The following is a 20,133-nucleotide window of genomic DNA, read 5'->3' as shown; positions in this document are numbered from 1 at the left end:
TTCACTGCCTTTACGCTGCTGACCTACACACGGGATCTACACCGGCATGCAGCTCGCGAGAACGCGTACAGGGGCGGGGCGATGGAGCAGACACACACCACGCACAACGGCGTCGCGGCCACACCCGGCGCCCAGCGCCGGGTGCTGGTCGTCGAGGACGACTCGACGATCGTCGATGCCATCGCCGCACGCCTGCGGGCGGAAGGCTTCCTGGTCCAGACGGCTCTGGACGGCCCGGCCGCCGTCGACGCCGCCGAGGCCTGGCAACCGGATCTGATGGTGCTCGATGTGATGCTGCCGGGCTTCGACGGCCTCGAGGTCTGCCGCCGCGTCCAGGCGCAGCGCCCGGTTCCGGTGCTGATGCTCACTGCGCGCGACGACGAGACGGACATGCTCGTCGGTCTCGGCGTGGGCGCCGACGACTACATGACCAAGCCGTTCTCGATGCGCGAGCTCGCGGCCCGGGTGCATGTGCTGCTGCGCCGCGTGGAGCGGGCGGCCCTCGCCGCGGTCACCCCCCGAAGCGGGATCCTGCGCCTCGGCGAGCTGGAGATCGACCACGCCCAGCGCCGGGTCCGGGTGCGCGGCGAGGACGTACATCTCACGCCGACCGAGTTCGACCTGCTGGTCTGCCTGGCGAACACCCCGCGTGCCGTCCTCTCCCGTGAGCAGCTGCTCGCGGAGGTGTGGGACTGGGCCGACGCGTCCGGCACCCGCACCGTCGACAGCCACATCAAGGCCCTGCGCCGGAAGATCGGCGCCGAGCGCATCCGTACCGTCCATGGCGTCGGCTACGCGCTGGAGACGCCGGCTCCATGAGACGGCGGTCCTGGGACCGGCCGCCCGGCCGCGGCGACCGGCGGAGCCGGCGCAGGTCGCGGTCCGCCTCCATCGCGATCTCGATCAAGACGAAGCTCGGGACGCTCGTCGTCGTCTCGGTCTTCATCACCACGGGCCTGCTGCTGGTGGCCCTGCGCACCCGGACCGAGGTCCGCTTCATCACCGTCTTCTCGGTGATAGCCACCTTGCTGATCACCCAGTTCGTCGCGCACGGCCTGACCGCCCCGCTGGACGAGATGAACACGGTGGCCAAGGGCATATCGCACGGCGACTACACCCGCCGGGTGCGCGGCGCCGACCGCCGTGACGAGCTCGGCGACCTCGCCTCCACCATCAACCGCATGGCCGACGATCTGGAGGCCGTGGACCAGCACCGCAAGGAGCTGGTCGCCAATGTCTCGCACGAGCTGAGAACCCCGATCGCCGCGTTGCGCGCCGTGCTGGAGAACGTCGTCGACGGGGTCTCGGCCGCCGACCCGGAGACGATGCGTACGGCGCTCAAGCAGACCGAGCGCCTGGGGCGCCTGGTCGAGACGCTGCTCGACCTGTCCAGGCTCGACAACGGCGTCGTACCGCTCAAGGCCCGCCGTTTCGAGGTGTGGCCGTACCTCTCCGGGGTGCTGAAGGAGGCCAATCTGGCCGCGGCCCAGCGCGGCATGACCTCCGGGTCCGGCAACCACACCCGTACGGACGTGCATCTGCACCTGGATGTGTCGCCGCCGGAGCTGACCGCGCACGCGGACGCGGAGCGGCTGCATCAGGTGGTCGCCAACCTGATCGACAACGCGGTCAAGCATTCGCCCCCGCACGGACGCGTGACGGTACGCGCCCGCCGCGGCCCGCAGCCGGAGTCCCTCGACCTGGAAGTGCTCGACGAAGGCCCGGGCATCCCGGAGCCGGAGCGGCACCGGGTCTTCGAGCGCTTCAACCGGGGCAACGTCCTGTCCCCGCACGGCAAGGGCAGCGACGGCGGCACGGGCCTGGGGCTGGCGATCGCGCGCTGGGCAGTCGATCTGCACGGCGGGCGCATCGGGGTGGCCGAATCATCCCGCGGCTGCCGGATCCAGGTCACCCTTCCGGGGATCCCTTCGGCGCGCGGTTGACGTAGGGTTCGAACCGGAAGCGCGCGTTCTGCGTGTCCGTAGTGAGGGCGTGGGCTGAAGAAGGCCGTACGCCGTCGAAGGTGCGAGCCGACCGGGCTGCGGCCGCCGTGTGGCGTACCCAAGCTTGCCCGTGGCGAAGCGGAACCACGTTTGTTTCCCGCCATTCACAGCCCCGAAACCCGCCTTCAGATGTGACTTGCACGACGATGGCCAGCCCGGCCTGCACCTCTCGGCCAGGGAGGCGTAGCCTTTATTTCCGCTGTCCATCACCTTGTGAAGCGGAAGAGGGCGGTTGCCGCCGTGTCGTCTCAGTCCCCCAGTAACTCGAGCATCTCGTCAGACCAAGGCGGGCAGGGTAAGAACCCTGCCGCCGCGTTCGGTCCCAATGAGTGGCTCGTCGACGAGATCTACCAGCAGTACCTCCAGGACCCCAATGCGGTCGACCGTGCCTGGTGGGACTTCTTCGCCGACTACAAGCCGGGCGGCGCAGCCGCCGCCGCAGGGGCGAAGCCGGTGAGCGAAGCCCCCGCCGCGCTGTCCGACGCCGCAGCCGCGGGGGCTGCGGGTGCCACCGCTGCGGCCCCGGCCGCCGCCGCCCCGAGCGCTCCCGCAGCCTCTGCGGGCACGCCTGACGGCTCCGCCGGTACGGCCACCCCGGCCGCGCCGGCCGCCACGCAGCAGCCCGCCCCGGCCGCCGCCGCAGCGCCCGCCGCACCGGCGAAGCCCGCCGCGAGCGCCGGTGCCGCGGGCACCGCCGCCCCGAAGCCGGCGGCTGCCGCCGGCAAGGCGGCTGAGCCGGCCGTGTCCGAGCGCCCCCAGCTCGTACCGCTGCGCGGCCCCGCGGCCGCGGTCGCGAAGAACATGAACGCCTCGCTGGAGGTGCCCACGGCCACGTCCGTGCGCGCCGTCCCGGTGAAGCTGCTCTTCGACAACCGCATCGTGATCAACAACCACCTCAAGCGCGCCCGCGGCGGGAAGGTCTCCTTCACGCACCTCATCGGGTACGCGATGGTGCAGGCCATCAAGGCCATGCCGTCGATGAACTGGTCGTACACGGACAAGGACGGCAAGCCCGCCCTCCTCAAGCCGGACCACATCAACTTCGGTCTGGCCATCGACCTGGTGAAGCCGAGCGGCGACCGCCAACTGGTCGTCGCGGGCATCAAGCAGGCCGAGGCCATGAACTTCTTCGAGTTCTGGCAGGCCTACGAGGACATCGTCCGGCGCGCCCGCAACAACAAGCTGACGATGGACGACTTCACCGGCGTCACCGTCTCGCTGACCAACCCCGGCGGCCTCGGCACCGTCCACTCCGTGCCGCGTCTGATGCCCGGGCAGTCGGTCATCATGGGCGTCGGCTCGATGGACTACCCCGCGGAGTTCCAGGGCACGTCACAGGACACTCTGAACCAGCTGGGCATCGCCAAGGTCATGACGCTGACCTCGACGTACGACCACCGGGTCATCCAGGGCGCCGCTTCCGGCGAGTTCCTGCGGATCGTCGCCAACCTTCTCCTCGGCGAGAACGGCTTCTACGACGACATCTTCGAGGCGCTGCGCATCCCGTACGAGCCGGTCCGCTGGCTCAAGGACATCGACGCCTCGCACGACGACGACGTCACCAAGGCGGCGCGGGTCTTCGAGCTGATCCACTCCTACCGGGTCCGCGGCCATGTCATGGCCGACACCGACCCGCTGGAGTACCGCCAGCGCAAGCACCCCGACCTGGACATCACCGAGCACGGCCTCACGCTGTGGGACCTGGAGCGCGAGTTCGCCGTCGGCGGCTTCTCCGGCAAGTCCCTGATGAAGCTGCGCGATGTGCTGGGCGTCCTGCGCGACTCGTACTGCCGCACGACCGGCATCGAGTTCATGCACATCCAGGACCCCAAGCAGCGCAAGTGGATCCAGGACCGCGTCGAGCGCGGGCACACCAAGCCCGAGCGCGAGGAGCAGCTGCGGATCCTGCGCCGCCTCAACGCGGCGGAGGCCTTCGAGACCTTCCTGCAGACCAAGTACGTCGGTCAGAAGCGGTTCTCGCTGGAGGGCGGCGAGTCCGTCATCCCGCTGCTCGACGCGGTCATCGACTCGGCTGCCGAGTCGCGCCTGGACGAGGTCGTCATCGGCATGGCCCACCGCGGCCGCCTCAACGTCCTCGCGAACATCGTCGGCAAGTCGTACGCGCAGATCTTCCGGGAGTTCGAGGGCAACCTCGACCCGAAGTCGATGCACGGCTCCGGCGACGTGAAGTACCACCTGGGCGCCAACGGCACCTTCACGGGTCTGGACGGCGAGCAGATCAAGGTCTCGCTGGTCGCCAACCCCTCGCACCTGGAGGCGGTCGACCCGGTCCTGGAGGGTGTCGCGCGCGCCAAGCAGGACGTCATCAACAAGGGCGGCACGGACTTCACGGTCCTGCCGGTCGCCCTGCACGGTGACGCGGCCTTCGCCGGCCAGGGTGTCGTCGCCGAGACGCTGAACATGTCGCAGCTGCGCGGCTACCGCACCGGCGGCACGGTCCACATCGTCATCAACAACCAGGTCGGCTTCACCGCCGCCCCGGAGTCCTCGCGTTCGTCCATGTACGCGACCGACGTGGCCCGCATGATCGAGGCGCCGATCTTCCATGTGAACGGCGACGACCCGGAGGCCGTGGTCCGCGTCGCGCGGCTCGCCTTCGAGTTCCGCCAGACGTTCAACAAGGACGTCGTCATCGACCTCATCTGCTACCGCCGCCGCGGTCACAACGAGGGCGACAACCCGCAGTTCACCAACCCGCAGATGTACAACCTGATCGACAAGAAGCGCTCGGTGCGCAAGCTCTACACCGAGTCGCTCATCGGTCGCGGCGACATCACGCTGGAAGAGGCGGAGCAGGCGCTCCAGGACTTCCAGGGCCAGCTGGAGAAGGTCTTCGCGGAGGTCCGCGAGGCCACCAGCCTCCCGGCTCCGGCGCTTGTCCCGGACGCGCAGGCCGAGTTCCCGGTGGCCGTCACCACGGCGGTCTCCCAGGAGATCGTGAAGCGGATCGCCGAGTCCCAGGTCAACATCCCCGACCGGATCACCGTCCACCCGCGTCTGATGCCGCAGATGCAGCGCCGTGCGGCCTCGGTCGAGGACGGCACGATCGACTGGGGCATGGGCGAGACCCTCGCCATCGGCTCGCTGCTGATGGAGGGCACCACGGTCCGGCTGTCCGGCCAGGACACCCGCCGCGGCACGTTCGGCCAGCGCCACGCGGTGCTGGTGGACCAGGAGACCGGCGAGGACTACACGCCCCTGCTGTACCTCTCCGAGGACCAGGCCCGCTACAACGTCTACGACTCGCTGCTCAGCGAGTACGCGGCGATGGGCTTCGAGTACGGCTACTCGCTGGCCCGCCCGGACGCGCTGGTCATGTGGGAGGCGCAGTTCGGTGACTTCGTCAACGGCGCGCAGACCGTCGTGGACGAGTTCATCTCCTCGGCGGAGCAGAAGTGGGGGCAGACCTCCGGTGTGACCCTGCTGCTGCCGCACGGCTACGAGGGCCAGGGCCCGGACCACAGCTCCGCGCGTCCTGAGCGCTTCCTGCAGATGTGCGCGCAGAACAACATGACGGTCGCCATGCCGACCCTGCCGTCGAACTACTTCCACCTGCTGCGCTGGCAGGTCCACAACCCGCACCACAAGCCGCTGATCGTCTTCACCCCGAAGTCGATGCTGCGTCTGAAGGCGGCGGCGTCGAAGGCGGAGGAGTTCACCAACGGCGGCTTCCGCCCGGTGATCGGCGACACTGCGGTCGATACGGGCAATGCGGACCCGAAGGCGATCCGCAAGGTCGTCTTCTGCACCGGCAAGGTCTACTACGACCTCGACGCCGAGCGGGTCAAGCGCGGCAACACGGACACCGCGATCATCCGTCTCGAGCGTCTGTACCCGCTGCCGGGCGCCGAGCTCCAGGCGGAGATCGCCAAGTTCCCGAACGCCGAGAAGTACCTCTGGACGCAGGAGGAGCCGGCGAACCAGGGTGCGTGGCCGTTCATCGCGCTGAACCTGATCGACCACCTGGACCTGGCGGTCGGCGCGGACATCCCGCACGGCGAGCGCCTGCGCCGCATCTCGCGGCCGCACGGCTCGTCGCCGGCTGTCGGCTCGGCCAAGCGGCACCAGGCGGAGCAGCAGCAGCTGCTCAACGAGGTCTTCGAGGCCTGACCGGAACTGCCTGACCGTACGAACCGACGAAGGGCCCTGCCCCGCGCACACCGCGCGGGGCAGGGCCCTTCGGGCTGTCCGGGCTCTTCGGTTGTTCACGCCCCTTCGAGTCTGGCGATCTCGTGGCGGATGAGGCTTGCCGCCTCCGAGTCGGACGCACCCGCGGCGGCCAGCAGGGAGAGCACGGCCCGGTGTTCCTCCAGGGCGCGCTCAGAGCCCGCCGTGCGCTCCAGACGGGTGGCTCGCATCCACTGGGCGGCGGCCGCCCGCTCCAGCAGGTCGCCGGTTGCGGGCCGGGCAGCCGCGTGGCGGTAGTGAGCCACGGCGTCCTGGAGCTTTTGGCGGGACGCGGTGCGCCGGGCCAGCAGCGCGGCGGCCACGGCGCGGTACCACCAGGCGTACGCGGCCAGTTCGGGGTCGGCGGCGGCGCGGGCGGCGGCGCCCAGTGCCCAGTCCGCCTCGTGGAGGTCGGCGACGGTCTGCTCGGCCCGGAAGCGCTCGATGTAGGCATGGCCCAGCAGGGCCCGGCGGCGCGGGAGTTCGGGGTCGGCGGACGGTGTCTCCTCGATCGCCCCGCGCAGGGCGCGTACCGCCGCGTGCACATCGGCGGGCGACTCCTTGTCCACGCCGCGTTCGGTCAGCTGCCTGCCGAGCGAGGTGAGGACGACGGCGCGGCCGGGGTCGTGCCAGGGCAGCAGCGGCACGGCCTCGGTCCAGGCCGCGATCGCCGAGTCGCGGTGTGCCCAGCCGCCGGTGGACACGTAGCGCTGCTCCAGGACGCGGGCCATCCGCAGCAGGATGTCGGCCTGTGCCTCCTCGTCCTTGCCGACGTAGAGACGCGCCTGGTCGAGGGCCTGGAGGATGCGCAGTCTGGCGTCGTCGTCGGGGTACTGGTGGGCGAACTCGATGGCGTCGGCGTAGTCCAGCCAGGCGCGGCAGAGCTCCGTCTGCGGGACGGCGTCCCAGTCGAGCCCGTCGATGCCGGCGTGCAGATCCTTGTCGGCCCGGTCGGCGAAGGCGCGGGAGGCGATCAGGTCCTCCTCGCCGGCGCCCCGCGCGACGGGTCCCTCGCCCCGGTAGTGGCGGGCCAGTTCGAGGAGCAGCCCGCCCTTGATGAGCAGCGCGGACTCCCGGCGCTCGTCGGCCAGCAGCAGTTGTACGACGCCGAGGGCGATCTGCAGCGTCTCGGTGAACCAGTCCTCGGGGCGGACCGGGCCGCGCAGCGCGTACGGCGCGCCGGTCACGGCCAGCCGCCGCAGCACCCGGATCCTGGCTGCGGCCGCTGCCTTGCCGAGCCCGACCGGGACGTCGGGTCGCAGCGGGCTCTCGGTCAGTTCGGCGAGGCTGGTGTCCGCGGTCGAGAGCAGGATCGACGCCACCAGGCCCGCGTCGTCGGGGCCCGCGGCCGCCTGGACCCGTACCCACTCCGGCATCAGCCCGGGGCTCAGCCTGCCCTCCTCCACCTCGTCCGCCATCGCCTCGAGGACGTGCGCCAGGGTGAGATGCGCCTGCGGCTTTCCGGTGAGCGCGTTCTGCGCGGCGTCCAGCGCCTCGCGCAGGTCCTCGGGCAGCGGCCGCACCAGCCAGCGCCGCAGCAGCGCCTCGGCCAACTCGCCGTACAGCACGGCCCGTTCGGCGGTGCGGCGCTCCGCCTGGGTGGCCGAGCCGAGCAGCCTGATCGCCGCGTCCAGGTCGCGTACGGTGCCGTACTCGCCGAAGTGCGCCAGGCAGGCGCGGGCCTGCGCCAGCAGACCCGCCGGACCCTGGGGCGGCAGGCCGCCGGGGGGCAGGGCGGGTTCGGGACCGCCGAGCCGGCGCAGCACCTGGGCGGAGATCTGCGCGAAGGCCGTCTGGCTGCGGTTGCCGGGGCTGCCGGATGCCGCCGGGTGCGGGTCGACCGACCCGGCGAGGAAGGCGGCGGCCATGGCCGGGAAGTTCCGTACCGTACGCCCGTAGCGCGTCTCGACGTACTCGGAGCAGTGCTTGAGCACCAACGCGGCGCTGCTGGCGCCCAGTTGCCCCAGCAGCTCCTCGCGAACCCCGTCCAGGAAGACGTACGAAGGTCCGCCCTCCCGGTCGCCCGGTCCTTCGCCATCCCGCCGCAGCAGGCCGCTGAGCAGCACCTCAGCCAGTACGTCGGGGCCGCTGCGCACCAGCATGGCGCGCTGCACGAGCTGCATCACCGGGAGCACCAGCGGGACCGCCGACAGATAGACCGCGAGCTGCGCGGCGGCGGGCGACGCGGTCCGGCGGAAGGCCCGTACCCGCGCCGTCGCGTCGATGTCCTGTGCGGTACGGGACGGGCCAGAGGCGGGCTCGTGGCGGGCCCTGACCAGAGCGGCTGCGGCGTTCAGCGACTGCCCGGTCGCCCCCGCCACCAGTCGGGTCCAGGCCTCGAACGAGGAGCGGCGCAGCGCGAGCACCGGAACCGGGATGCCCCGCTCAAGGCTGCTGTGGTGCGGGGTGAACTCCAGCCGCCCCGCCGGGCCTTCGCGCCGCCGCAGCAGTCCCGGCCGCGCGGGCAGATGCGTACGCCGCCACATCCGCTGCGGCAGCGGCTGCACGACGGCGACCGGCGCGGTCGACGCCCAGGTGTACAGCAGGCGCTGCATACGGCCGCTGCGCCACATGGGTCCCGCGCAGTCGCTGAGCACCACGGTCAGCTGCCGCCCGGTGGGGTCGCCGAGCTGGGCGGGCGTGGACGCGTCCTGCTCAAGGTGGTGCACGGCGACCTCGCGGAACGCTCCGGCGCGTTCACAGACCTGCCGCAGCTCGTCAAGTGCCTTGTCCCACACGACATTCGACGAGGAGACGTCCATGACCAGGGCGAGCCGCGCCTCACGCCTCCGGGCGGTGCGCAGCACCGGCACCACAAGACCTGTGTCGGCTGCCCGGTCGGCCGTCGCGACCTCGTCGATCTCACGGCGTACCAGGCGCATGGGCGGGCGGTACCGCTGAAGGGGCCGCAGAGAGCGCTGCAGGGCGAGCACGTCCGGCAGCGCGGCGGCGGCCGGGACGGGCACCCGGCGCATGCCTCCGGCCGGTAAGCCGCCGGGCGCGCCCTCGACCTGCGCGGGCCCGTACAGGTCGACGCGGGGGCGCGGCGGCGCTCCCGCCCTCAACGGCGAGGGCGCGGGCTGCTCCGTGACCTCCACGGCCCGGCGGTCCGCGGGCTGCGGCCCGGCCGTCCCCGCGGGCACGGGACCCGCCCGCCTGGAGGCGGCTGCGGGCACATGCCGGGAGAGCCACAGGGCGTCCGCCAGCTCCTCGGCGGTGGGCTTCAGTTCCGCCTCGCGCAGCCGCGCGACCAGCGCGGTCAGTGCAGGGGGCGGGACGGCCGGGCTCACCGCGGTCACCGCTGCCGGGTGTCGAGCGGACGTATCAGCAGCTCGGCGATCTCCTCGCGCCGCCCGGCGTCCGCGCGGACCGCCTCCTGTGTGAGGTAGATGGCGTTGAGCAACTGGTCGGTGGGCCGCAGTTCACCGTCGCCGTCCTCGCGGGTGAACTGGGCGATCAGATCGAGGTTCCGCTCGTCGGATCCGGCTCCGAAGTGGGCCTGCACCATCGCGGCGAGCCGCTCGTCGCGCGGCGGGTCGAGGTGCAGATGGATGCAGCGGCGCAGCAGCGGGGCGGGGAAGTCGCGCTCTCCGTTGCTGGTCATCACCACGAAGGGGAACGCCTTGCAGCGCACCCGGCCGTCCCTGACGGGCACCCGGCGGCCGTCGTCGGTGAGCACCCGCACCTCGTCCTGGCCGGGCCGGTCGGCCATCCGCTCCAGCTCGGGAAGGGCGAACTCCCCCTCCTCCACCACATTCAGCAGGTCGTTCGGCAGATCGATGTCGCTCTTGTCGAGCTCGTCGATGAGCAGGACGCGGGGCAGCTCGGCGGGCAGCAGCGCCGTGCCGAGGGGTCCAAGCCTGATGTAGCGGCCGATGTCGTCGGACCCACGCCCGGCTCCCCGCTCGGCGAGCTGGGCGTCCTGGAGCCTGCCGATGGCGTCGTAGGTGTACAGCCCGTCCTTGAGCTCGGTGCGGCTGACGATGGGCCACTGCAGGACCCGGCCGAGCCCGAGTTCGTACGCGACGGAGTGCGCGAGCGTGGACTTGCCCGAGCCCGGTTCACCGGTGACGAGGAGCGGACGCCGCAGATAGAGCGCGGCGTTGATGAGTTCGAGGGTCTCGGCGTCCTGGGCGGGCGGGGCCGCCACGCGCGCGCCGAGCCGCCGCGTCGACGAACTGTCGATCGGCGGCGCGGGATCGGGCAGCGGCTCTCCGGAGAAGGCGCGCCAAGGGGGCGGCGGCGGCAGTCGGCGGATCCTGTCCGGATCCGGCGCCCCGACGCCTCGGTAGATCAGCCAGTCGTCCATCGCTCGCTCCTCGTAGGCGGTCGGTGGGCGGACCCGTGGCGGACCACTTTGTCCTGTACCCACCGGCCTGCCGTCCCATAGTGCGTTCTCCGGCGGACGCCCCCCGGACCCCCGGCAGGAAAGGCAGGTCAGCCGCGGTGCCCGGCGAGGACACTGCGAGGCGAACCCGCATGGCCCGGGTGCGGCTCCTCATGGGGAGTCCACCAGTCCGGTGTCGTCGGCGGGCAGAGGGCGGCTCGGGTCGTCGTAGAGCATGGCCACCCCCTCCGCCCAGTGGCGGCTGTTCCTCGATCCGCTGATGTCGTCCCTGATACGGCGCAACCGGTCGGGAAGCTCACTCGCGCCCGCACTCTGCCCGAGCAGCTGGGCCGCGCCCCGGTGCAGGTCCTCGCAGAACTCCGTACAGCCGTGGTCGGGATGGCCGTCGGTGTGCCACAGGGCGATGCCGTGCCCCGCTTGAAGTGCCATGCCGATGGCTCTCCGGCCGACCCCGCTGCCTGCGGGCCTGCACAGGACGGGCACGGCGGACGGCGGCATGTCCTCGAAGTGGCGGGGCCTGGGGACCTGCCGTTGCGGCGGGGTGCGGTAGGCGGTGAGCGCATCGGCGGCCGTCATCCCGTCCCAGCGGCGCTGCCAGACGGCGTCCGGTTTTCCTCGTCTCGCGAGGTCGCGCAGCACCACCATGCGCCGTACGCCGACATACGCCGGATGGTGCAGCCGGGCCATCTCGGTGAGCTGCCATCGGTGTACGGCGGTGTCGAAATGGTCGACGGGCAGGGCGACTTCGAGCGGTGCCGGGACGCCGGGCGAGTCGACGGACGCGAAGACTTCGTCCAACGGGCCGCGCAGCAGCTGGATGAGCTGCTCGGGCGGGACGCCGTCGCCGGTCTGCTCCTCGTGCAGCGGCTCGTTCACGTCCTGGCCGTCGTCGACCCGGATCCGCCAGTAGAAGCGGGTGGGCCGGGCGTCGCAGACCGGCTCCAGCTCGACGATGACGACGGCGGACCCGTCGCCCTGGCGCGGATAGCGGACGACGATCCGGTCCTGGCCGTCGGGCGTGCGCGGGTGCAGAAGTCCGGGCGGCAGCGTCGCCTGGGTGACCACGGTGTGCACGATGCGGGGCACTTCCTGGAGTCGGCGGGCCACCCAGTCCGCGAGCGCCACGGGGTCGCCGCCGCGACTGCGCTCGTACTCCACCACCAGCTGGAGGTAGTGCAGCGCGGCGATGGCGGCGACGGGCTGCCCCGCCTCGTACAGCAGGCCGTGTCCGTCGCGCCAGATGCGCGGCAGGAGCTGGCCGGGCGGGGAGGCGACACCGCCGCGGGCCTTCTTGGCGAGTTCCACGACGGGCCGGATGGCGGACGGCGGGTGCACACCCGCGAGCAGGGACAGCGCCTCGCGCCGGTCGTGGGGGCTCCACCACTGGTCGCCGCTGGTGTGCACGCCGGCGCCCGGGAGCTGGTGCTGGCGCTCGATCCAGTTGTGCCCGGTGATCTTCGGGGACTGGCCGTGCCAGCGGTCGTGCGCGGCCATCAGGAGCTGGTACGTGGATCCGAACCGGCGCAGGGCGGTGGCCGCGATCGCCATCCCGCCGTCCCGGCCCACCCGGCGGGACTTGAGGATGCCGACGACGGCGCCGGTGTGGGCGTCGAGTACGGGGGAGCCCGAGCCGCCCCTGGGGAACTCGGCTTCTGGCCTGAATCGCATCCCGTAGTCGTCGTCGAAGCCGTTGATCGTGGCGGCGGCCTTCCAGCGCACGGCGCGCTTCTCGGCTCCGCCCTCCTGCTGCTCGGGCCGGTAGCCCTGGACGATGCCGCGGCCGCCGGGGTAGTCGGTGCGGTCGGTGAGCCAGACGCACTCGTGCTCGACGTGCGGGTCGACGAGCCTGACCAGGGCGAGATCCTGCTCGACGGGCACGCGCTGCTCGGCGCGCGGTTCGCCGTCGAGCAGCCAGGAGTCGAGCCGGGCCTGAAGCGGCTCGCCGTCGTTCACCTCGCTGCCGCGGAGGTGGAAGATCCGGTCCCGGTCCCCCTTGAGATGGGGGGCGAGTACGTGTGCGCAGGTCAGGACCCAGCCGGGCGCGACGAAGAAGCCGCTGCCCCACATGGCTGCGGGCTCGGCCTGCTGGTCCTGCTGGTCCTGCCCGACCTGCTCGACCTGCTCGACCTGCTCCATCTGCTCGACCTGTACGGGTGAGAAGTGCACGGTGGCGGCGCGAGTGAGGGCGTCTATGACGGAGTCGGAATCGCTCATGCCGTGTCATCGCTCATGTCGTTCTGTTGATCCTTCAGCTTCCAGGTGAGTGTGACCTGGACCGATGCCTTCGCCTCCCCGGCGGCGAGCACGGCGAGGGCGACGCCGGACTTGGCGGTGAGCTCGACGCCGAAGCTGACGCTCGCCTCGTCCGGCTTGGCCGCGGCCGCGGCCTCCAGCACCGAGGCGCCGACCTCGGTGATCAGCCGCTGGAGCTGCTGGACCTTGGCGGTGGCGTTCTCGACGAAGCCGACGTCCTCGTCGTCCTCGCCGTATCCGCCGCCCACGGTGGACAGCCGGGCGAGCACGACGGCTCCCCCGGGCAGTTCGATCTGCTGGACGCGCCCGTTCACGGTTCCCCCCGTCTTCACTGCCAACTCGCCCCCGCGCTCACGCACTTGGGCGCTGTGCGAATGGCGACGACGTTACTGGCCTGCACGGTTGCAGGGGAGAGTCGGAAGTCGCCGTAATCTGGAGAGGTAGAGCCCGTCCGTACCAGGAGCATGTCTTGTACTTCACCGATCGCGGCATCGAGGAGCTGGAGAAGCGACGCGGCGAGGAGGAGGTCACTTTCGAGTGGCTCGCCGAGCAGCTGCGCAGCTTCGTCGACCTCAACCCGGACTTCGAGGTCCCGGTGGAGCGCCTGGCCACGTGGCTGGCGCGGCTGGACGACGAGGACGAGGACGAGTAGGGGTGTACGGGCGAACGGCCGTCAGCCCGGCTGACCGGGCGCGCTCGGCCCGCCCCGTCGGCCCGCTTCGTCGGGCCCGCCCGACTCCCGCCGCACCCGGTCGTACACCAGGCTGAGCGCCCCGTTCGCGACCAGCACCACGCCCGCCGCCGCCCAACCGAGGCCGCCGGAGCGGCGGGCGAAGCCCCAGACCAGCAGCGGCACTCCCGCCGCCAGCTGGGCAGCCCCGAGCAGACGGGCCCTCGGGCTGCGAAGCCAGAGGCCCAGCCGGCCTTCCTCGACCGCCTGGAGTTCCGCGCGTACGGCATCGCGCCAGCCGGACCACTCCACCGTCTCCGCGCCCAGCGCGCGGGCGACCGACCGCAACCGGTCGGCCGGTTCACCCGGGGCCAGGCCCACGGGCAGGGCGAGCCCGGTCCGCGTCAGGACCGCGATCAGACCGAGCAGCCGGGCCCGCGCGTCCGCGTCCGGATCCGGCCGTGTGAGCGGCTCCAGCGCCTGCAGATCGAGTACGGGATCGAGCCCGAGCCGGGCCGCGAACGTCCGCATCGCCTCGTCCTCGCCGACCGGCGTGCCGTCCGCGAGCCAGATGTAGCCGACGGGCCTGCGGAAGCCGGAGGCAAGGGTGAATCCGGCCCGGTCGCCGTCCCACCACAGGGCGAGCACCGGCCAGTTCGTGCCCACGGCGAGCGCGGCGGCCCAGCCGGCCAGCACACGGTCGACCGGCTCCCCGCCGTTCAGCCAGGGCTTTCCCTCCGGGACGAGCACGCTCCACTGCTGCCCGGCCGGGGCGAGGAGCTGGTGCTCGCGCAGCAGATGGGCCGGGGGCTGTACGGCAGCCGGTTCGGCCCGGCACAGCAGCAGCGCTCCCACGGGTGTCGGATTCATGGCCCATACGCTAGGCCAGTTTGTCCGGATACGTAGACCAATGTTCGCCTTGCCGACCCGGCATCGTGCTTGACATCCCCCGACCGCGATATATCGTGTTCAGCAGAAGACGCGATATGTTGCGTCGCAGCCGCCCCGGGAGGTCAGCACCATGGCAGAGTCATCGTGGGAAGTCTCTGAGCCCAAGAAACTCACCTTCGACGACCCTGTGACGGCACTCAATGTGCGCATCGTCAATGGAACGGTCAACGTCGTGGGCACCGACGAAGGTTCCGCCCGCCTCGAGATCTCCGAGATAGAGGGCCCGCCGCTGGTCGTCACCCAGCAGGGCGGCACACTCACCGTCGCGTACGAGGACCTGCCCTGGAAGGGCTTCCTCAAGTGGCTCGACCGCAAGGGCTGGCACCGCAGCGCCGTGGTCTCCCTCGCCGTCCCGGCCGGCTCGGCCGTCGAGGTCGGCGTCGTCGGCGCGGGAGCAGTCGTATCCGGGATCCGGGGGACGACGGCCGTACGCGGCGTCAGCGGCGACACCACGCTCGTCGGACTCTCCGGCGCGGTCCGCGCAGACACCGTCTCCGGGAATCTGGAGGCACAGGCCGTCACCGGCGATCTGCGCTACAACTCCGTCTCCGGCGATCTGACGGTGATCGAGGGGGCGGGCTCGTCCGTACGGGCCGAATCCGTCAGCGGCGACATGGTCATCGACCTCGACCCGGCAGGCAGGCCCACCGACATCCGGCTGACCACGGTCTCCGGCGAGGTGGCGATCCGGCTGCCGCACCCCGCGGACGCGCAGGTCGAGGCGAACACCGCGAGCGGTTCGGTCTCCAACGCCTTCGACGACCTGCGGATCAGCGGGCAGTGGGGCGCGAAGAAGATCACCGGCACGCTGGGCACGGGCACCGGCACGCTCAAGGCGACGACCGTGTCCGGTTCGATAGCGCTGCTCCGCCGGCCGCCCGCGGAGGACGAACCGTACGACGCAGCCCCCACCGGAAAGGTGCTCTGACATGCCGCCCGTCTTCGCCCATGGCCGTCTGCGGCTGTATCTGCTGAAGCTCCTGGACGAGGCTCCGCGCCACGGCTATGAGGTGATCCGGCTGCTCGAGGAGCGCTTCCAGGGGCTGTACGCGCCTTCGGCGGGAACGGTGTACCCGCGGCTGGCCAAGCTGGAGGCCGAGGGTCTGGTCACGCACGCCACCGAGGGGGGCCGCAAGGTCTACTCGATCACCGACGCGGGCCGCGAGGAACTGGCCGGGCGCAGCGGCGAGTTGGCCGACCTCGAACTGGAGATCCGAGAGTCGGTCTCCGAGCTGGCCGCGGAGATCCGCGACGACGTGCGCGGCGCGGCGGGGAAGCTGCGCAGCGAGATGCGGGCGGCGGCGACTCAGACGCGGACGGCGTCCGGCACGGAGAAGGACTGGGGCGACAGCGAGTCGTGGCGGGCGGCCAAGGAGGAACTGCGCAAGGCCAAGCAGGAGTGGAAGGAGCAGGCACGCCGCGCGAAGGACGAGTCGCGCCGTGCCCGCGAGGACGCGCAGCAGGCACGCCGCCAGGCGAAAGAGGCGCAGGAGACGGCGCGCCGGGAGATGCAGCGCATCGCCAAGCAGGTCCAGGACCAGGTGCAGGACCACTTCGCGCGGGGTGACTGGCCGAAGGGCGTACGGGAGGGCCTGTCGGAACTGAGCGCACAGTTGGGCGGCTTGGCGCGCGGCATGACCGCGGCGCCGGAGCCACAGCCGGAGCGGGGGCCGGAGCCGGAGCCGGGCTGGTCGAAGGACACGACGGACTCGGGCGACCCGGCACGCGACCTGGACCGCTTGCTGGACCGCTTCCGCGACGACATCAGGGACGCGGCGCGGGACCAGGGCGTTACGGCCCGACAACTGGCGGAGGCGAGAAGCCACTTGTCCACGGCGGCGGCCCACATCGGAGCACTGCTGCGGAAGCCGGAGGCGTAAGGCCCGCGTCGGCTCTCGGGGCAGCCCGGGACCGCGGGGCGGGGCCCACCTGGGGCCGGACCAGCGGTGCGGAGCTGCCGCTTCCCGGGGTGTGGGTGCGTCAGCCCCCATGTCCCCCTGGGGGCCTGGGGCACCGCCCCAGTTTTCGGGGAGGGGCGGGGTGGGGGACAAGCACCCGCACCGCGCCCGCACCCCGGACCCCGGATCACACCATCACCCCGCACCCTGCGCCGACCCGCCCCCGTACATCACCCGCTCCACCGCCTCATACGTCGCCCCGTGCTCGGCCAGCACTTCCGCCACCACCCCCCGCCGCACCGTCAGCGCCAGCAGTAGATGCTCGCCGCCGATCTCGCGGTCCCCGCGGCCCGCCGCGATGCGGAGCGACTGCACCAGCGTGCCCTTTGCCGCCGCACCGAAGGGGCGCCGGCGCGACCACCGCTTATTCGACGCCACGCCCGCCTGCAACGCCCCTGCCCCATGCGTCTCTTCGACCCTGGAGACGATCTCGGCCACATCGATCCCGAGCCCCGCCAGAGCATCCGTGTCCGCCTTCGACAGACCGGCCCGCCGCCGCGCGTCCGCCAGCGCGTCCTCCACCGACCCGCGCCGGTCCATGATCCCCAGCGCCGTGAACGCGAACGCCGTCCGCGTCCCCTCCTGGTCGAGGAGCGCCAGTAGCAGGTGCTCATCGGTGACCGACTCCGCGCCCGCCCGCTCCGAGTGGCCTACCGAGCCCGTCACGACATCACGGGCGTCCTTGGTGAATCGCTCGAACATCACTGCCTCCCGTACTTCTTGTGTACGGCCTGCCGGCTGACACCCAGCTCGGCCGCGATCTCCTGCCACGACCAGCCCTGATTGCGGGCACTTCGCACCTGTACGGCTTCGAGCTGCTCGAGGAGTCGCCGCAGCGCGGCGACCGCTCGCAGCCCCACCCGTGGGTCACGGTCGCCCGCCCGCTCGGCGAGATCGGTTGCTTCGGTCATGAATGTCAACCTACATTGACAGCGGGCCCGCCGTCAACCGTCGTTGACAGATCGTGGCATACGAGGAGTGGCGGTTACGGCGATCCGCGCCCCCGGCCGGGCAAGGACCCGCACCGTCCCGGGTCTGCCCGCCGGCACCGTCCGGGTGCTCGTCCAGGCCGGGCCGTCCACGGCGATACGCCAACCGGTCGGGCGGGGAGGCAGGGAGACCTCTGTCACGCCCGGCCGCGCGGACGCCCGGTACACCAGGCGGTACGTCCCGGTCCCCGGGTCGTACGAATCGGACGCGACCCGCCCCGCGACGGCCGCCGCGTACGGCGCCGCGGTCTGCTCCTTGTTCGTACGGAACACACCCCGGTCGTCGACCGCGCAGTAGCCGCCGCCGTAACACCACACATAGCCCGCCCAGCCCGAGCTGTAGCGGTTCAGGGAGGCCAGCGCCTCGCGGTAGAAGCGGGGCATGTTCGGAAGGGAGTTGTTGAGGGGACCCCACTCCCCCACCACCACCGGGATCCGCTGCTCTTTCGGGTACGCGGTGACGGCCGCCTCGTACGACTCGATCCAGCCCGCCGACGGGTCGTAGTCCGCGCCCGCCTCCATCGCCGCGTTGTAGAAGTGCGGCGCGTAGACGACCTTCGGGTCCTCGATCCTGCCGAGGCCCGTGGGGACGCCCTCGCCCACGATCGGGGTCGGCTCGACGAAGACCCAGCTGCCGTCGTCTGCCGAACGGACCGCGTCGGCAAGGCGGTTGTACATCGGCGTGAGCTGGTCGCGTTCGATCCGGCGGGCGGCGGTGGGCAGATCCTCGCCCGCGCGCAGCTCGCCCATCGGCTCGTTGATCAGGTCGTAGCCGAGGACGGCCGGATGGTGCTCGAAGCGGTCGGCGATGACCCGCCACATCCGCGCCTGCGCCCGCCGCAGGTCCTCGTCCTCGTAGAGGTGGGTGAAGGCACGTTGCACAGCCGGTTCGAAGTACTCGGAGAACCAGTCGTCCGGGTGCGGGGTGAAGGGCAGTCCGTCGGTCCTCGTCGCCCACTCCGGGATACCGCGGTGCCCGAAGGCGGGGCCGAAGACGTCCTGGTGGGCGTCGATGAGCACCTGGACGTCGTATTTCCGCGCCCAGTCCAGGATCCGCTCGATCTTGCGCAGATATGCCGCGCTGTAGTGGCCCTGCCGGGGTTCGAGGTCGTCCCAGAAGACCAGCAGGCGGGCGAAGTTGAAGCCCTGGGCGCGCATATCGCGGAAGTGCTTCTCTGTGATCGCGGAAAGCGCCCCCTCGCCGCGGTTCGTCTTGTCCTCGACGTTCCAGCCGCGCAGGGTGAGGGTCCGGCCGCGGTCGTCGGTCAGGCGCGGTATGCCGACGGGACCGCCCGGGTCCGCGGCGACCGGAGCCCCCGCGACTCCCACCGCCTCCGCGACCCCCGCGACCCCCGCGACTCCCGTGGACCCCGCCGCCCCCGCGACCCCGACGGTCCCCGTGGACAGCAGAAGAGTGCAGCAGACCGCCGCAAGTGCCCGGATCGTTCGGTGCGTACGCATGGGGCGGATCCCATCAGCACACCTGACGGACCATCAAGAGGGCGTCAGCACGATCTTCCCGAAGAGGTCGCCCCCGGCCATCCGCTCGAAGCCTTCCCTCGCCCGGTCCAGCGGCAGCACCTCGTCGATCACCGGCCGCACGCCGGTGACCGCGCAGAAGGAGAGGAGGTCCTCCAGCTCGTCCTTGGAGCCCATGGTCGAGCCGACGACCTTCAGCTCCAGGAAGAAGATCCGGGTGAGTTCGGCGTGCGAGGGGCGGTCGCCGCTGGTCGCGCCGGAGATCACCAGCGTGCCCCCGGGCCGAAGCGACTTGATCGAATGCGACCAGGTCGCGGCGCCGACGGTCTCGATGACGGCGTCCACCCGCCGGGGCAGCCGCGCGCCCGGTTCGTACGCCTCCTCCGCGCCGAGTTCGACGGCCCGCTTGCGCTTGGCCTCGTCGCGGCTGGTGGCGTACACCCGCAGTCCGGCCGCCTTGCCGAGGACGATCGATGCGGTCGCGACGCCGCCGCCCGCGCCCTGGACGAGGATCGAATCACCGGGCCGTACCCCTGCGTTGGTGAAGAGCATGCGGTACGCGGTGAGCCAGGCGGTCGGCAGGCAGGCGGCTTCCTCGAAGCTGAGCTCCTTCGGCTTGGGCAGCAGATTCCAGGTCGGGACGGCGACCTGCTCTGCGAAGGTGCCCTGGTAGCGCTCGGTGAGGATGGAGCGCGGCTCGTCCGGGCCGACGCCGTGCCCGGTCTGGCCGATGACGGAGTGGAGCACCACCTCGTTGCCGTCCGCGTCGATGCCCGCGGCGTCGCAGCCGAGGATCATCGGCAGCTTGTCCTCTGCGAGGCCGACGCCGCGCAGCGACCAGAGGTCGTGGTGGTTGAGGGAGGCGGCTTTGACGGTGACGGTGGTCCAGCCGGGGCGGGCCTCGGGAGCCGGGCGTTCGCCCAGTTCCAGGCCGTTGAGCGGGGCTTCACGGTCGATGCGTGCGGCGTAGGCGGCGAACATGACCTTGAGGGTAGGGCGGGCCGGTGCGCGGCGGAACCGCGCACCGGTGTGACACGCGTCCCGCCGGCCCCGCGCCGGCCGTGCGCCACCGGGTGCGCCTCCCGGGCCGGGGGCCGCCGACACCACGCCGAGCAGGCCGAGTAGTGGGCCCGCATACCGCGCCGGCCTCGCGCCCGCCCCGGTTCCACCTGATCGGAGGAAACCCCGGAACGAATGCGGACGCCCCGCAGGGCCGCCCGGCAGCGGTGCCTCAGCAAACGCGACGGGCCGTTCCGCACCCCCTCGGGAGTACGGAACGGCCCGTGCACGTACG

15 protein-coding genes are annotated in these 20,133 nt (G+C 71.7%); 6 read left to right on the top strand and 9 right to left on the bottom strand.

All coding sequences use genetic code 11. The features are described 5' to 3' along the window. Positions 1-81: 81 nt before the first annotated feature. The 3 genes from ACFYWY_RS03390 (at position 82) to ACFYWY_RS03380 (ending at position 6,134) form a co-directional block, all read left to right on the top strand. Positions 82-819: a response regulator transcription factor gene (locus tag ACFYWY_RS03390; RefSeq protein WP_307661179.1), complete on the top strand. Its 738-nt coding sequence runs from the start codon at positions 82-84 to the stop codon at positions 817-819. Beyond that, the gene (locus ACFYWY_RS03385) at positions 816-1,943 is read left to right on the top strand and encodes an ATP-binding protein (RefSeq protein WP_389178920.1); all 1,128 of its coding nucleotides are present in this window, start codon (positions 816-818) and stop codon (positions 1,941-1,943) included. Before ACFYWY_RS03390 ends, ACFYWY_RS03385 begins: the two co-directional genes overlap by 4 nt. Positions 1,944-2,243: 300 nt before the next feature. Continuing rightward, complete coding sequence (locus ACFYWY_RS03380; protein WP_389178917.1) at positions 2,244-6,134, top strand: multifunctional oxoglutarate decarboxylase/oxoglutarate dehydrogenase thiamine pyrophosphate-binding subunit/dihydrolipoyllysine-residue succinyltransferase subunit; 3,891 nt, start codon at positions 2,244-2,246, stop codon at positions 6,132-6,134. A gap of 95 nt (positions 6,135-6,229) precedes the next feature. On the opposite strand, the gene ACFYWY_RS03375 is transcribed toward ACFYWY_RS03380, so the two are convergent. From ACFYWY_RS03375 to ACFYWY_RS03360, 4 genes are all read right to left on the bottom strand, one after another. Then, entirely contained in the window at positions 6,230-9,490 is a 3,261-nt protein-coding gene (locus tag ACFYWY_RS03375) for an SAV_2336 N-terminal domain-related protein (RefSeq protein WP_389178914.1), read from the bottom strand. Further along, positions 9,487-10,500 carry an AAA family ATPase gene (locus ACFYWY_RS03370; protein WP_389178911.1) on the bottom strand — a complete coding sequence of 338 codons (1,014 nt, stop codon included), beginning with the start codon at positions 10,498-10,500 and terminating at the stop codon, positions 9,487-9,489. Before ACFYWY_RS03370 ends, ACFYWY_RS03375 begins: the two co-directional genes overlap by 4 nt. A gap of 189 nt (positions 10,501-10,689) precedes the next feature. Beyond that, positions 10,690-12,753 carry a trypsin-like peptidase domain-containing protein gene (locus tag ACFYWY_RS03365; RefSeq protein ID WP_389178908.1) on the bottom strand — a complete coding sequence of 688 codons (2,064 nt, stop codon included), beginning with the start codon at positions 12,751-12,753 and terminating at the stop codon, positions 10,690-10,692. Next, a complete protein-coding gene (locus ACFYWY_RS03360) occupies positions 12,750-13,106 on the bottom strand; it encodes a CU044_2847 family protein (RefSeq protein ID WP_389178905.1) in 357 nt (118 codons plus the stop codon). Before ACFYWY_RS03360 ends, ACFYWY_RS03365 begins: the two co-directional genes overlap by 4 nt. Positions 13,107-13,261: 155 nt before the next feature. On the opposite strand from ACFYWY_RS03360, the gene ACFYWY_RS03355 reads away from it, so the two are divergent. After that, complete coding sequence (locus ACFYWY_RS03355) at positions 13,262-13,444, top strand: DUF6104 family protein (protein WP_382207613.1); 183 nt, start codon at positions 13,262-13,264, stop codon at positions 13,442-13,444. Between the two features lie 21 nt (positions 13,445-13,465). Here ACFYWY_RS03355 and ACFYWY_RS03350 read toward each other — a convergent pair whose 3' ends face one another. After that, the gene (locus ACFYWY_RS03350) at positions 13,466-14,332 is read right to left on the bottom strand and encodes a hypothetical protein (RefSeq protein WP_389178902.1); all 867 of its coding nucleotides are present in this window, start codon (positions 14,330-14,332) and stop codon (positions 13,466-13,468) included. A gap of 151 nt (positions 14,333-14,483) precedes the next feature. On the opposite strand from ACFYWY_RS03350, the gene ACFYWY_RS03345 reads away from it, so the two are divergent. Together ACFYWY_RS03345 and ACFYWY_RS03340 are read left to right on the top strand one after the other, a co-directional pair. After that, complete coding sequence (locus tag ACFYWY_RS03345) at positions 14,484-15,341, top strand: DUF4097 domain-containing protein (protein WP_389178899.1); 858 nt, start codon at positions 14,484-14,486, stop codon at positions 15,339-15,341. A 1-nt stretch (position 15,342) separates the two neighbouring features. Beyond that, entirely contained in the window at positions 15,343-16,293 is a 951-nt protein-coding gene (locus ACFYWY_RS03340) for a helix-turn-helix transcriptional regulator (RefSeq protein WP_389178896.1), read from the top strand. A gap of 213 nt (positions 16,294-16,506) precedes the next feature. On the opposite strand, the gene ACFYWY_RS03335 is transcribed toward ACFYWY_RS03340, so the two are convergent. Genes ACFYWY_RS03335 through ACFYWY_RS03320 form a run of 4 tightly spaced genes read right to left on the bottom strand, consistent with a single transcriptional unit; the run spans position 16,507 to position 19,820 of the window. Continuing rightward, the gene (locus ACFYWY_RS03335; RefSeq protein WP_389178893.1) at positions 16,507-17,073 is read right to left on the bottom strand and encodes a Clp protease N-terminal domain-containing protein; all 567 of its coding nucleotides are present in this window, start codon (positions 17,071-17,073) and stop codon (positions 16,507-16,509) included. Next, on the bottom strand, positions 17,073-17,282 hold the full coding sequence (locus ACFYWY_RS03330; protein ID WP_018571396.1) for a helix-turn-helix domain-containing protein: 210 nt from the start codon (positions 17,280-17,282) through the stop codon (positions 17,073-17,075). Before ACFYWY_RS03330 ends, ACFYWY_RS03335 begins: the two co-directional genes overlap by 1 nt. A gap of 33 nt (positions 17,283-17,315) precedes the next feature. After that, the gene (locus ACFYWY_RS03325; RefSeq protein ID WP_389178890.1) at positions 17,316-18,821 is read right to left on the bottom strand and encodes a glycoside hydrolase family 5 protein; all 1,506 of its coding nucleotides are present in this window, start codon (positions 18,819-18,821) and stop codon (positions 17,316-17,318) included. A gap of 33 nt (positions 18,822-18,854) precedes the next feature. After that, a complete protein-coding gene (locus tag ACFYWY_RS03320; RefSeq protein ID WP_389178887.1) occupies positions 18,855-19,820 on the bottom strand; it encodes a zinc-binding dehydrogenase in 966 nt (321 codons plus the stop codon). Positions 19,821-20,133 lie beyond the last annotated feature (313 nt).

It is taken from the genome of Streptomyces sp. NPDC002870, assembly GCF_042888505.1.
In the GTDB taxonomy this organism is placed as follows: Bacteria; Actinomycetota; Actinomycetes; order Streptomycetales; family Streptomycetaceae; genus Streptomyces.
Note: the sequence above shows the minus strand (reverse complement) of the source record. Positions and strands in the feature narration are given on the sequence as shown.